We start from the raw sequence: 13,537 nt of genomic DNA, 5'->3' as shown, positions 1-13,537 counted from the left end.
TAGACCCATAATTGAGTCAATTAGGGTAATATAAGGCTTCTTATTAGACATTATCTGATAAGAAGCCTTTTTGTTTGTATTGATAAAAGTTTGAGGATTAAGATGAAGAGCTTAGGTTGGAAACACAGTTGGTTTTTACTAGCAAGCGTGCTGCTATTAACTTTAATTCTTCAAGGTTGTGAGCCTGCTACAAAAGAAAACCGCGTTCAAGAGGTTTTACTTCAAGGTAAGACTATGGGTACCACTTTTACGGTTAAAGTGTTTGTTCCAATTAATCAGATGCAATCACTTAATTTGTATTCTGATGTCACTCAAATATTGGCTGATGTTAATCAATCCATGTCTACTTATATACCAGATTCCGAAATTAGCCTTTTTAATCACTCAACGGCTTTAACCCCGTTTAAGATCTCAGATGACTTTAGAATTGTTGTTGCTGAATCGATACGCCTTGGTAAGAGCACTCAAACACTCGATGTCACTATGGGGCCTTTAATCGATTTATGGGGTTTTGGTCCTGATAAACATCCAGAGCGAGTACCTAGTGATGATGAAATAATTACTATGAAGCAACGAATCGGAATCGATAAGCTCACTCTAACAGATCAAGGTATTTCAAAAGCTATTCCTGATTTAGAATTAAGTTTTTCTGCTATAGCTAAGGGTTATGGTATTGATAAGGTTGCTCTATTTCTAGAGCAGCAAGGTTTGAAAAACTATATGGTCGAAATAGGTGGAGAATTAAGAATATCAGGCACCAAGGAAAATAATGAACCATGGACGATTGCTATTGAGCAACCTGATGCAAACCTATTGCAGCGCGCCATTCATAAAACATTACATCCAGGTACTATGTCGGTTGCTACTTCTGGTGATTATCGCATTTTCTTTGAGGTTGATGGTGTGCCTTATGCACATATTATCAGTCCTAAAACAGGAAAGCCGATCATGCAAGATTTAGTTTCTGTTACCGTTTTGGATCCATCCGCAATGACAGCTGATGGGTTAGCTACTGCTTTGGTTGCTATGGGAACTGAAAAAGCAAAAGTGTATGTAGAGGCGCATAATATACCCGCGTACTTAATATCTAAAACTGCAAATGGTTTAGAACCCTATGCAAGTAAAGCTTTTGCGCCTTACATGTAGTTAAGTTGTGATTTTACTAAGCGCTCGGGGTATAATTAGCGCTGAGTATTATCTGTTGTAATTCATTTTGGGGCGAAAAATGTCTTTATATATTCTTTCATTTGTTTTATTCATGATTGTTATCGCAGCAATGGCTGTTGGTATGATTTTTCAAAAAAAATCGATGGCAAGTAGTTGTGGTGGTTTAGGTGCTGTAGGTGTTGAAAAAGCATGTGATTGTGATAATCCATGTGATAAGCGTAAAAAAAGAATGGCTAAAGAGCAAATTTGGAAAGAGAATCAAATTCTGTAACTCATAATGAATTAAAAAGCACTTAGGTGCTTTTTTTGTGATTATAAAAATGATACTGTATAAAAAAACAGTGTTTTATTATGAGAAAATTCATTCATGTTGATATGGACTGTTTTTATGCTGCGGTCGAAATGCGTGATAATCCAGCATTAACTCAACTTCCAATCGCAATTGGTGGCAACAGCCGAAGAGGTGTGTTGTGCACTGCAAATTATGTTGCTCGGCAATTTGGTGTACGTGCGGCTATGTCAAATTATGAAGCTAAAAAACTATGCCCAGAATTAGTTATGGTTCCTGGACGCATGGCTGTTTATAAAGATATATCAAAGCAAATTAGATCTATTTTTTATCGTTACACGGATCTTGTTGAGCCTCTGTCATTAGATGAGGCATATTTGGATGTCAGCGACTGCAATCAGTGCTTTGGCAGTGCAACTTTAATTGCAAAGCAGATCCGAGATGAGATCTTTGAACAAACTCAGCTCACTGCTTCAGCTGGAATCGCACCAATAAAATTTGTTGCCAAAATAGCTAGTGACTTAAATAAGCCCAATGGACAATGTGTGATTGAGCCAGCTAATGTAAAGCATTTTTTATCTCAATTAGCACTACAAAAGATTCCAGGAGTCGGTAAAGTGACCTTTGAAAAATTACAGGTTATGGGCTTACTTACAGGTCAAGATGTGATTGAGCGGGGAGAACGCTGGATGCTAAATCATCTAGGGCACTTTGGCCTTGATTTATTTAAAAAATGCTCTGGCCTTTATGTTGGGCAAGTTAACCCTGATCGGGTTAGAAAGTCACTCAGTGTTGAACACACTTACGAATATGACTTAAGCTCTTATTTACATTGTGAAACTCAACTTAATGATTTATTAATTGAGCTTCATCAGCGTTTAGATAAGCAGCAATTATTAGGTCGAATTTGCAAGTTGTCAGTAAAGGTAAAGTTTTCAGATTTCATTAGCACTACGGCTGATTTCAGTTGTAATGCATTAAGCTTAGATATTTTTAAACAGTTGCTTTTTAAAGCTTATTCTCGTGGCGGGCAAAAAAGTGTCCGCTTAATTGGAATTGGAGTTGGTTTGTCAGACGAAATTGTCAGCACCCAATTAAGCTTTGATTGTTAGGTATGCTGTAATATTTATTTTGAGGCGCTTTATTTCGATAATTTAAATTTCGATATTTGCTGCTTCACTTCGTTTGATTCATCTAAAGCAAGATTAGCTGAATGATTAGCTGATTGAATGCTCGATTCATTTTCATTTGCTAAGTTTGTAATATCACTGACTTGCTTCGTTACATCTCGGGCTACGGCACTTTGCTCTGTTGCAGCTGTGGCCATTTGCTCATTGAAAGCCTCGATTTTATGAATTTGCTCATTTATTAATTTTAAACTGCTGCCCGCATCTTCAGATGAATGTAGGGTGTGGGTTGCTAAATCGTGTGATACTTTCATTGCTTGCATGGAATCTTCAGAACCTTGCTGTAGAGTTTGGATAATTAGGTTTATTTCAGAGGTGGATTCTTGTGTTCTTTTAGCAAGAGAGCGCACTTCATCGGCCACAACAGAAAAGCCTCTTCCTTGCTCACCCGCTCTCGCAGCCTCAATAGCGGCATTTAAAGCTAATAAGTTGGTTTGATCTGCGATATTTCTAATTACGTCAAGTACACTGCTAATACTTTTTGTTTTCTCTTCTAGTTGTGCCATTTGTTCACTAGTTGACTCCATTGCTTGTGACAAGCTTCTGGAAGCTGTTAAGTTCTTAGTAACATCAAGGTTTCCTTTTTCAGCTTGTATCACCGCGCCATGGCTAGCATCACTTGTTTGCTGCGCGTTAAAAGCAACATCTTCAGATGTCGTTGCCATTTGCTCCATCGCTGCAGATATCTGAATTGTAAGGTCAGTTTGTATTTTTGTTTTATTAATTACATCATTAAAATGCAGTTGTAATTGATGGAGCTCTTGGCTTAAATGTTCAGAGGCATTGTTAACCGTTTGGAGGGTTTGCTCAAATGTATCGAGCATTTGGTTAAATGAAGTCATGACTATACCTATTTCATCTTTAGTAATATCCGTCGCATCAACTCGCTGAGTTAAATCCATGTTATCTGCGGTTGAGCGAATAAATAGGCTCAGTTTACGAATTGGTTTAACGATATAATTACTCAAGTAAAGAGAGGCGATAAAAGATGCTATTAGCATTAATGAGGTGGTTGCGAGCGTAATAAAAGTGATGTTTTGCACCAATGAGTCTATTTCAGAAAAGGCTTCTTCTTGGTCAATCTCATTTATTAAGACCCATGTTTGATCATGAAATTTTATTGGGGTGTACGCTGAAACAACCCAGACATTACGGTAGTCCTTCACAGTTGTTATCCCTGACAAACCAGATAATCCATTTTTAACTGAGTCATTATCGATGGTCTGAAAGCCTATGGATGTATTTTTAAGCTCAATGTTGGTGATAACTTGCTGAGCTTCACCTGATTTTTTAATCGCCGCTAAGTATTGATCTTTATTCTCAATTAGGTAGCGACTTTGACTGCGCATTTTGTGATCCTGTCCAACCAAGTAGGTTTCACCTGATTCACCTAATCCGCGACTTTTCCATTGTTGTTGGTAAGTGGTAATCGCATTTATTTTATCAATAGGCATTTGAAAAATAAGAACTGCAATTGTTTTGTTGTTTTGAACGATTGGTGTTGCGACAAATGCTGCAGATGCATCGTATGAAGGGCGGTACTCTTGGAAATCGCTAAATGCTATTTCGCCCTGTTTTAAATTCCTAGCCTGATTAAAAGATTCTGCTAATCCGGTACTTTTGAATGGTCCTGTTAGCAATGATGTTGCGAAGTCAATTTCTTTATAAACTGAATAAATAATATGACCAGAATTGGCGTCGGCTAAAAAAATATCATAGTAGCCAAAGCGCTCTAGGTATTGGTTTAAAAATTCATGATATTTTAGATGTAACTGTGTGTATTCACTATTGTCATTGGCATAATTTAATTTATTTTTATTACCAATAGCATGTTTGTTTTGAGCTATATAAAGACTTTGCAGATACCGAGCTTTGGTATCTAGCTTGGTTAAAATAGGCTCAACATCAAATTTTTTGCCATTTTGTTGCTGGTACTGATTAATAAACTCATTGTGATAATACTGAGATAATAAATTAGGGTCTGCTTTTTCGTTGTTTAAAAGGTGAAATGCACGAATAAAATCAGCTGACGCCTCAATTAATGTTTCACTGCTTGCAAGGGTTTTAAGTTGATTGTTTATAAGTTCAAGATAATCAGTGAGTTGCTCTTTTTTTGCATCCCTTAAGCCGATTAAACGCTCTGATATTTGATTTGTTAATGTTTGGCTTGCTTTTGTATTACTGTAATTTCCAAGTACAAAAGATAAAATTATCAATGAAATTGCAACTAGGGCTGTAAAGCTCGCTACGATTTTAACTTTTAAGTTCATCGTTCAAACTCCGCTTTGAGAATTATTTAAGTATAGGTGAATTTCAGTAATTTTTGTTTTTATTGCCAGAGCTGTTTATTGCCTTTGTTTAATAGATGCTTTTTGCGATAATTGGATTTTATTTTTGTATTATTGAGTTACATCATGGCCCAACCAACTATTTTTCCGATTGCAGAAGCCGATTTAAAGACTTCAAAATGCGATGCTTTAATTATTATTGCGGATGATTTTTCGACATTAAAATCACTATCTTTTATAAAAAATATTGAACAGCTGCAGCAGGTTGATCAGCGAATTGGTAAGCAGGCGGTATTAATTGTGAGTCCAGATGCGCCAGGGATGCGTATTATTTTGGCGCCTACAGGGCCTTTAAATCGCGATTATGATGATGTTAAACGTTTTTTTAATGCGGCTAAATTAGCGGTTATAGAAGCAAAAAATGCAGGCAGTAAATCACCTGCCATTATGTTACTCAATGTACCAAATAGTGATAAATATCAACATGCATTATCGGTCGTTGCAATGGGGGCGTGTCAGGCTTTATGGCAGCCATTAGAGGCCAGAGAGCATCATGGTACTAAGATAGAGCCAGTAACTGAAATTCATTTAGTTGGCGCTTCAGACTCACAAGTAAAGCAATTAAATGCATTAACAGCTGGGCAATATGCGGCGCGCGATTTATGCGGCACTGAACCTGAGCGTATGTCTCCACCCAAATTTGCAGATTATTGTATCGACTTATTTGCAAATAGCTCTGTCGCAGCTTCTGTGATTGACGATATTAAAGTGATTGATAAAGAATATCCAATGCTTAGTGCGGTCGCTCGTGCTTCGTATGCTGTTGAACGTCATCATCCTAGAGTGGTTAAGTTAGAATATCATCCTGATGGTGAGATTCAAAAAACCTTACTGATCGTTGGTAAAGGCTTAGTTTACGATACCGGTGGTGCTGATTTAAAAGTGGGTGGCGCTATGGCTGGTATGAGCCGTGATAAAGGCGGTGCAGCTTCTGTTGCTGGTTTTATGAAAGCAGTAGCAGATTATCAGCCAAAGGGACTTAAAGTCGTAGCTTTGCTGGCTGTAGTAAGAAATTCAATCGGTTCAGATTGTTTTGTTCCTGATGAAATTATAACAAGTCGTTCAGGTGTGCGCGTGCGTATTGGTAATACAGATGCCGAAGGTCGTTTGGCTATGGGTGATTTACTTCATGAACTCAAAGAGCGAGCTAAAACAGAGATAAATCCTGAGTTATTTACCGTTGCCACACTAACCGGCCATGCTGCAAGAGCTATGGGGCCTTATACAGCACTCGTTGAAAATGGACCTGCTTTGGTTCAGCAGTTGTCTTATAAATTAGCCCTGCAAGGCGATTTATGGGCCGATGGCAGTGAAGTGTCGCGTAGTCGTAAAGAGGACTATGACTTTGTGCGCCCTAGAACACTTGCTGATGATGTGATTTCAAGCAATACCGCACCTTCAGCAGTTACAGCTCGCGGGCATCAGTTCCCAATGGCATTTTTGGCTATAGCATCTGGTTTAGATAAGCATGGCTTAGACTCTGATTTACCTTTACCTTATATTCATGTTGATATTGCAGGTAGTGGTGTTGAAGGGGGGGATTGGCAACATGGCAAGCCAACTGCAGCTGCAGTAGCGAGCTTTTTTGCTACTTATTGTTTATAAGTAAATTGAGTTTATAGTGCTTATCGGCTGTTTAAGTTATCCGACATCTAGTGAATTTTCTTTAAGCACTAATGGTTGGTTTTCTGGCTTATTTTTTGAGTCTAAAAAGCGGTAGCAATAAAAGGGAAGTGATTAACGCTTAAATGTAATCGTTAATCACACCTTAATTTGGGCCAAACGCAAAGGTTAAAAGTAGTGGCTTATTGGTTACTCTTTTTAACCTAATTTAAATCTCTGCACTACTTTTGCCATATCGTGACTACTAGCACTGAGTTCTTTTCCTGCCTGACCAAGTAGTTCTGTATTCTCAAGAGATTTAGCTGTCATTTCTGTTAGTTCACAAATTCGAGCATTCACATTATCTGCCGTTTGATTTTGTTGTAAGGTAGCTTGAGCAATATCACTGTTCATTTGAGAAATAATGCTAATCAGTCTCGCTATTTCAGTGAGCGCTTGATCTGCCTGCGCAACTTGTTCAACGGTTGCACTTGAGCGTGCTTGGCTACTTTTAACTGCTTCTACTGCTTTTTGAGCGCCAGATTGTAACTTTTGGATCATCACTTGAATTTCTTCGGTACTTTTGCCTGTGCGGCTGGCTAAAGTACGTACTTCATCAGCTACCACAGCAAAGCCTCTTCCTTGCTCTCCAGCACGAGCAGCTTCGATGGCTGCATTAAGAGCTAATAAATTGGTTTGATCTGCAATGCTGCGGATCACATCAAGCACGGTACCTATATTTTCTGTTTCTTGAGCTAAGCTGATAATTGTTTGACTTACTGATGTAATATCCTCAGAAAGGGCTTCTATTTCACCTATCGTTTTTGAAACAATTCTTCTGCCAAGTTCTGTGTTGGTTTTCGCATCATTGGCTGCTTTTTCTGCGGCGCCTGCGCTAGACCCAACCTCGCGGATTTGCTCAGTCATCTCAAGCATTGCTGCTGCTACTTGACTGCTATTTTTATTTTGAATTTGGATGAATTCATGGTTTCGTGTGGTTGCTTGTGAGACTGATTTGGCATGATTTAAAACAGCATTACTGTTATGCGCTACTTCTTTTAGTGATTGGCACATTTTGTCTGTGAACATATTAAAATAACGAGACAATCTCGATATTTCATCTTGGCCATTCTGGTCTAATTTTTGGGTTAAATCACCTTCACCTTGTGAAACATCTTTCATAAGGTTAGCAGCTGTTCGGGTTGGCTTTAAGATGCTATTGGCTATTATGTAGCTTAAAAAGCATACGACTATTGCACTTATAACGGCATCAATAATGAGCCAGTTACGCACCGATGAGAAAGAGTGCTCTATTGTATCTAAATAAACACCAGAACCTAACACCCATTGCCAAGGGGAAAAATATTTCACGTAAGATATTTTATCCGCAGGTTTTTGCAAACCAGGCTTAGGCCATTGATAAGGAACAAAACCAGCTCCTTTAGTTTTCGCGATTTTAACCATTTCACTAAATAATGTGACACCATTTGGGTCTTTAATATCGGCTACCGAAGTACCATTGAGACTTGGTTTAAGTGGGTGCATTATCATGGTGGGTTGTAAGTCAGTGATCCAAAAATAATTATCACCATCATAGCGTACAGATTCAATTGCTGCGGCAGCTTGTTGTTTTGCTTGCTCTTCGCGAAGCATCCCTTTTTGTTGCAGATCGTAAAAATAGAGAATGATCCCGTTGGTGGACTCTACTAGTTGTTGTGTTTTTATGTATTGCTCTTGTTCTAGAGCATCATAGGTTTGCTTTAAGCTCGTTAAAGAGAGTGTTAATAGGCCTAAAATAACTAATCCACACAGCATTGCTAGACGCTGTAAAATGGTAAATTTTCGTAAAAAGCTCACGAGTTATTCCTCCTTAATTAAACTGTCTTTTTAGTTTAGCTCAAGTCAGATTGAACAGGCGTTGTTTTATATCAATAATTTGGTAGGGGGGAGGAAAAGAGCTAACGTGTGTTAGCTCTTTTTGATTTTTATTGTTTAAACGATTTATCGAAGAAATTGCTAATCGTTTGGTGGAGGTGAGTTTGTACTTCTTTACCTCTTAAGCTATGTTTTGAGCCAGGATAGGTCATCATTTCAAATGGTTTAACCTGATCTTGTAAGACTTTAAACATTTTTGTTGCATGGGTGAATAAAACATTGTCATCGGCCATACCATGATAAATCAAAAGAGGGCCTTTTAATTGGTCAGCATAAGGGAATACTGCGCTTGCTTCATAGCCTTTAGCGTTTGTTTCTGGGTGTCCTAAATAGCGCTCAGTATAATGTGTATCGTATAACGCCCAATCAGTGACAGGTGCACCAGATACGCCTGCTTGGAAATAATCGCCTGCTTTAAACATTGCCATAAGTGCCATGTAGCCACCATAGCTGTGACCATAAATACCAATGCGATTAGCATCAACAAAATCAAGGCTTCTTAGGTGTTCGACTCCAGTTATTTGGTCATCGACTTCTACAACACCTAAGTGCTTGTAAATGGCATCCTCGAATTTTTTACCGCGGTTATAAGAGCCTCGGTTATCAAGTTGAAAAACCACATATCCTTGCTGAGCCATGTATTGAAAATACAAATTCTTGCTGCGCCAGCTGTTAGTGACTCGTTGGGCATGTGGACCACCATAAACATTTACAATCACAGGGTACTTTTTACCTTGCACTAAGTTATTTGGTTTAAATATGCGGTAATGTAATGCTTGACCATCTTTTGCTGCAAGCGTGCCATATTCAGGTAGGGCTAAGTCGGCTAGATAAGGTGTAAGAGGGTGGGTCTCATCTAGTTTATTTTGCTCAAGCCAAGTTATAAACTCACCATTGTTTTTACGCAACGCAACAGACGTCGGTTGATTCACCGACGAAAAACTATCGATAAAGGTTTTGTTATCATCAGCCATCACGACGCCATGATAACTTCCTTGTTCAGTGATACGCTTGATTTTGCCTTTTTTAAATAATGACGTTTGATATAAGTGGCTTTCAAGTGGTGTATCAACACGCCCTGCAAAATAGATCACGCCTGACTTTTCGTCGATGCCTTTAATATCATCTACAATCCAATCGCCCTGAGTAATCTGGCGAATTAGTTGGCCATTATTCTTGTATAAATAAAGGTGTTTAAAACCATCACGCTCAGATGCCCAAACAAAATGTTTATTGTCTTTCAAAAAGCGCAAGTCATTATGTAAATTAATCCATGTTTTACTGATTTCGGTAACGGCTACTTTTTGTTGCTTGGTTTTGCTGTCATAAAATCTCAGCTCTAATTTTTGCTGAGCACGGTCTTGCCATTGATACGATAAAGTTTGGCTATCGTTGAGCCATTTAGCGCGAGTTAAATAAATGTCTTTATCTTTATCTTTACCTAAATCAACCCATTCAATCTTTTGGTCGCTAATTGATACCACACCCAGTTGAATATCAACGTTCGCTGTACCAGTAAATGGGTAGCGCTGGTTAAAAAGCTTTACTTCTTCGGCATAAATTTCGTTACGAATAGCTTCGGCCACAGGGCTTTCATCTACACGGGTAAAAGCAACTTTAGACTCGTCACCTGCCCACCAGTAACCAGTCATGCGGCCCATTTCTTCTTGAGCTACAAATTCAGCCATGCCGTTTTTAATGGTGCCGCCACCATCTTGGGTGAGCCTAATTTCTTGGCCGGAAGCAATGTTCAGAGCATAAAGGTTTTGCTCTCGAATAAACGAAACAAACTGACCTTTGGGAGAAAAGCGCGCATCGGTTTCAAATTCTGGAGTATTAGTGAGCTTCTTACTTTTGCCATCTAATAAACTGTAATAATACAAATCGCCATTCAGTGGGAAAAGTAAGGCTTTACCATCTTTAGACCATGTGTATTCTAAGATACCTTTACCAAAAATGCGCTGGCGCTCTCTGCGGGCTTTTTCTTCGTCTGATAGTGATTCAGGGCCTGAAAAAAGCTGCTCTGAATCAACTAAAATTCGATTGGTATTATCTTTTAAGTTGTATTCCCATAAATCGTAACGGTCGTAATCTTCTACCTTGCCTTGCAAGTAAGTGACGCGACTGCCATCAGGTGAAAACTTAAGTTTAACGGGCGATTTTCCTGCTAAGCCCGGATCGGAGAAAATACGCTCGATAGTTAGCGGTTGGGCTGATACAAATTGCGTTGTTATTACCAAAGGTAAAGTAAGCGCCATCAGCGTCGTTAATTTTTTCACTGTGCGACCTTTTTTTATTGATGTTGTCTTGATGGTAATGGCATCTATTTTGAACTGCAACAAATTGCTATCAACAGCAGGTTAAGGTTAAATAAGGCTCCTTTTTGATTACCGAATTTATCTATTATGACTCCATTCTCTTTAGCTTTTGAATTACAGCGTGATTGTATCGAATTATTTGATTGGCCTTTATGTAAAGTATTACTGATGAACGACTGTCAATTTCCATGGTTTATTCTGGTTCCTAAAGTTGCTGGACTAACTGAGTTTATTGATTTATCAGAGCAAGAGCAGCAAACATACTGGCAAGAGTCGATGCAGCTTAGCCATAAAATCAAAGCGCAATTCTCACCGGACAAGCTCAATATAGCGGCGTTGGGTAATATGGTGCCACAGTTACATATTCATCATATTGCCCGTTATAAAACCGATTTAGCTTGGCCTGCTCCTGTGTGGGGAAAGTTACCAGCTGTCGCTTATTCAGATGACGAAATAGAACAAATACGACAAAAAATGGCATGAAAAAGCGAGTTCGACGCTATCAAATAAAAGGGGGTGGCAGGCTATTTAACCTATCTGAGTTGTAAAGAGTCTCTAAATGGCGATGTTCTAAGTTATTGGCTATACAGATACTATTAAAATGTCAGAGTCTTATTAAGTATTTTGTCAGTAAATAGATTAAGTCGTCATAAAAGAGATTGTTTGTTAACAGTGTTTTAAAAAATTGCTTAAAAACAAAACTTTTCCCTTAACTTTATTGATTTCTTAGCCGATACTTAAATCAACATAACAATAATTATCTAGCCCTTTGTAATTTGGGGATTTTGAATTAAGGAATAGGATCTTATGTCTACAGAAAATGCATTACTTACTATCTTAATCGAGAAGATTAATAACGATACTTTAGTGCTACCTACGTTACCCGAAATTGCAGTAAGAGTTAGAAAAACAGCCGATGATCCGGAAGCTAATCTAATGGCTATGGCAGATGTTATTGCCCATGACCCAGCATTAGCAGCAAGGATGATTAAAATTGCAAATAGTGCTTTTTTAGGCCGCACTATTAAAGTATCTACATTAAATCAAGCTGTTACACGGATTGGTTTGCGTCAGATTAAAAATATCGCCACAGCGATGGCAATGGAACAGCTGTTTGTTTCAAAAAATGCTTTGGTGAAAGGGTATATGGATAAAGCATGGCAACGCACACTGACGGTGGCCGCGAGTGCTATTACCTTGATGCAAATGTATTTAAAAGGACATAAGCGAACATCATTAAATGTTGATACTATTACACTGGCCGCTTTAGTCTATAACATTGGAGTATTACCTATTTTAACTGAGGCAGAGCGTCATGAAGAGGTCTTTGGCAACCCAAGCTTTTTAGCGCATTCTATTCAACGTTTGGGTGGTAAAATAGGTGGTTCAATTATGCGTGCTTGGGGTTTTACCGACGAGTTTGTTGAAGTTGCTGAAAGTTGGGCAAACCCTAATTATCGTCCGGAACAACCATGTTATGTCGATTTTATTCGTATTGGTGCAATTGAGCAGGGTTTATTACAAGTATCAGATAAACACGCTGCACTACAAGTTTACGTAGATAAAGAAATTATTCCGTCGATTGACGTGTTACAAAGCGAAGAATACTTAACAATGCTTGAAGACGTTAAAGCTATTTTTGCTTAATCGTTCGATACTGAATTTAAATAAAAGGGCTATTTATAGCCCTTTTATTTTGCTTGTTAGGCTAAAGAATCTGCAGGCTCACCAAGGCTTGCAATGAGTTCTTCTAATAGTTGTTTTATCTCTTCGCTTGTTAAAATGAAGTCTGCATCAAGTTTAACCGCCATATCATCTTTAGGGATATCGGCATTTTCTTCTTTTAAGACCTCAGAATAATTTAGACGCTTAATTGAACCGTCTTCTTGTAAAATAAATTTAATGCGTTCTTGCCAATCAAAAGCAAGCTTAGTGACGACCTTTCCATTTGTTAGGTGATTTTTAACTTCTTCAGAGGCTAAATCGTGTTGCTTTAATTTTACCTGCCCCCCATTCTCAGTAGGATCAACCAGTTCAGCTTCTTGACCAATAGTAAATCCTTCAGGCGCAGTAAACTCGGTTAACCAGCTTGTTAAAAAGACTCCTAAGTCATAATTAACAAACGCAGGAACAACGGGTAGAGTACCTAATGATTTACGTAGGAGGGCTAGTAACTCTTCTGCTTTATTGAAACTACCACTATTTACAATTAGCCAGCCTTTTTCTAAATCGATAAATGCGTATTGTAAGCTCGACTTTTTAAACGCTTGTGGTAATAAACTATGGAGTAAGTTTTCTTTTAACTCGTCTTTTTCTTTTTTCTTAACCGGGCGGTTTTCTTCCGCTTCAATATGCTCAATTTTTTCAGCAAGAAGTTCATTGATCACTGATGCAGGAAGTACCTTTTCTTCACGTTTTGCACATACTAAAATCGCATTTTTTGAAAAGTGGCTAAGGCTTTGACCGTGTTTTCCAAGTGGTTTTGTCCAGCCAAATGAGCTTAGTTCTTGGCTAGTACAAGCTCTAAAAATATCCTGTTCAAGGGCTTTTTCGAATTCATCTTGTGTGTATTGTGTTTCTTGTTTGAATCGATAGCAGATAAGGTTACTAAACCACATAATGTATATCCTAATATTATTGTTTTCAGATGATAGCAATTTTGCAGCTTCGCTTAAATAAAAAGGCGCATTA

Annotated in this window: 10 protein-coding genes; 6 read left to right on the top strand and 4 right to left on the bottom strand. The window is 38.3% G+C overall.

The window, feature by feature from the left end; genetic code table 11:
• Positions 1 to 102: 102 nt before the first annotated feature.
• The 3 genes from AC3KZC_RS13050 (at position 103) to dinB (ending at position 2,568) form a co-directional block, all read left to right on the top strand.
• Positions 103 to 1,146: an FAD:protein FMN transferase gene (locus tag AC3KZC_RS13050; protein WP_490578858.1), complete on the top strand. Its 1,044-nt coding sequence runs from the start codon at positions 103 to 105 to the stop codon at positions 1,144 to 1,146.
• A 79-nt stretch (positions 1,147 to 1,225) separates the two neighbouring features.
• Entirely contained in the window at positions 1,226 to 1,438 is a 213-nt protein-coding gene (nqrM, locus tag AC3KZC_RS13045; RefSeq protein WP_490578859.1) for a (Na+)-NQR maturation NqrM, read from the top strand.
• An 80-nt stretch (positions 1,439 to 1,518) separates the two neighbouring features.
• Complete coding sequence (dinB, locus tag AC3KZC_RS13040; RefSeq protein ID WP_490578860.1) at positions 1,519 to 2,568, top strand: DNA polymerase IV; 1,050 nt, start codon at positions 1,519 to 1,521, stop codon at positions 2,566 to 2,568.
• A gap of 29 nt (positions 2,569 to 2,597) precedes the next feature.
• On the opposite strand, the gene AC3KZC_RS13035 is transcribed toward dinB, so the two are convergent.
• Positions 2,598 to 4,913 carry a methyl-accepting chemotaxis protein gene (locus AC3KZC_RS13035; RefSeq protein ID WP_490578861.1) on the bottom strand — a complete coding sequence of 772 codons (2,316 nt, stop codon included), beginning with the start codon at positions 4,911 to 4,913 and terminating at the stop codon, positions 2,598 to 2,600.
• A 144-nt stretch (positions 4,914 to 5,057) separates the two neighbouring features.
• On the opposite strand from AC3KZC_RS13035, the gene AC3KZC_RS13030 reads away from it, so the two are divergent.
• The gene (locus tag AC3KZC_RS13030; RefSeq protein WP_490578862.1) at positions 5,058 to 6,596 is read left to right on the top strand and encodes a M17 family metallopeptidase; all 1,539 of its coding nucleotides are present in this window, start codon (positions 5,058 to 5,060) and stop codon (positions 6,594 to 6,596) included.
• 216 nt (positions 6,597 to 6,812) lie between these two features.
• On the opposite strand, the gene AC3KZC_RS13025 is transcribed toward AC3KZC_RS13030, so the two are convergent.
• Both AC3KZC_RS13025 and AC3KZC_RS13020 read right to left on the bottom strand, forming a co-directional pair.
• Positions 6,813 to 8,450, bottom strand: a complete 1,638-nt coding sequence (locus AC3KZC_RS13025; protein ID WP_490578863.1) for a methyl-accepting chemotaxis protein — start codon at positions 8,448 to 8,450, stop codon at positions 6,813 to 6,815.
• 128 nt (positions 8,451 to 8,578) lie between these two features.
• Complete coding sequence (locus AC3KZC_RS13020) at positions 8,579 to 10,786, bottom strand: S9 family peptidase (protein WP_490578881.1); 2,208 nt, start codon at positions 10,784 to 10,786, stop codon at positions 8,579 to 8,581.
• Between the two features lie 147 nt (positions 10,787 to 10,933).
• On the opposite strand from AC3KZC_RS13020, the gene AC3KZC_RS13015 reads away from it, so the two are divergent.
• Positions 10,934 to 11,329 (top strand): HIT domain-containing protein, encoded by a 396-nt coding sequence (locus AC3KZC_RS13015; protein ID WP_490578864.1) that lies wholly within the window; start codon positions 10,934 to 10,936, stop codon positions 11,327 to 11,329.
• Between the two features lie 324 nt (positions 11,330 to 11,653).
• Complete coding sequence (locus tag AC3KZC_RS13010; RefSeq protein WP_490578865.1) at positions 11,654 to 12,493, top strand: HDOD domain-containing protein; 840 nt, start codon at positions 11,654 to 11,656, stop codon at positions 12,491 to 12,493.
• Between the two features lie 56 nt (positions 12,494 to 12,549).
• Here the strand turns inward: AC3KZC_RS13010 and rdgC are convergent, their stop codons facing one another.
• On the bottom strand, positions 12,550 to 13,464 hold the full coding sequence (gene rdgC, locus AC3KZC_RS13005; RefSeq protein ID WP_490578866.1) for a recombination-associated protein RdgC: 915 nt from the start codon (positions 13,462 to 13,464) through the stop codon (positions 12,550 to 12,552).
• Positions 13,465 to 13,537 lie beyond the last annotated feature (73 nt).

The organism is Pseudoalteromonas sp. J2K-J031 (assembly GCF_058197095.2).
The sequence above is the reverse complement of the archived record's forward strand: the minus strand, read 5'-3'. Positions and strand labels throughout refer to the sequence as shown.

What these genes read in the sequence shown, in the direction of transcription:
- AC3KZC_RS13050 (WP_490578858.1), top strand. Translation starts at nt 103, where the DNA reads ATGAAGAGCTTAGGTTGGAAACACAGTTGGTTTTTACTAGCAAGCGTG.
- nqrM (WP_490578859.1), top strand. Translation starts at nt 1,226, where the DNA reads ATGTCTTTATATATTCTTTCATTTGTTTTATTCATGATTGTTATCGCA.
- dinB (WP_490578860.1), top strand. Translation starts at nt 1,519, where the DNA reads ATGAGAAAATTCATTCATGTTGATATGGACTGTTTTTATGCTGCGGTC.
- AC3KZC_RS13035 (WP_490578861.1), bottom strand. Translation starts at nt 4,913, where the DNA reads ATGAACTTAAAAGTTAAAATCGTAGCGAGCTTTACAGCCCTAGTTGCA.
- AC3KZC_RS13030 (WP_490578862.1), top strand. Translation starts at nt 5,058, where the DNA reads ATGGCCCAACCAACTATTTTTCCGATTGCAGAAGCCGATTTAAAGACT.
- AC3KZC_RS13020 (WP_490578881.1), bottom strand. Translation starts at nt 10,786, where the DNA reads ATGGCGCTTACTTTACCTTTGGTAATAACAACGCAATTTGTATCAGCC.
- AC3KZC_RS13015 (WP_490578864.1), top strand. Translation starts at nt 10,934, where the DNA reads ATGACTCCATTCTCTTTAGCTTTTGAATTACAGCGTGATTGTATCGAA.
- AC3KZC_RS13010 (WP_490578865.1), top strand. Translation starts at nt 11,654, where the DNA reads ATGTCTACAGAAAATGCATTACTTACTATCTTAATCGAGAAGATTAAT.
- rdgC (WP_490578866.1), bottom strand. Translation starts at nt 13,464, where the DNA reads ATGTGGTTTAGTAACCTTATCTGCTATCGATTCAAACAAGAAACACAA.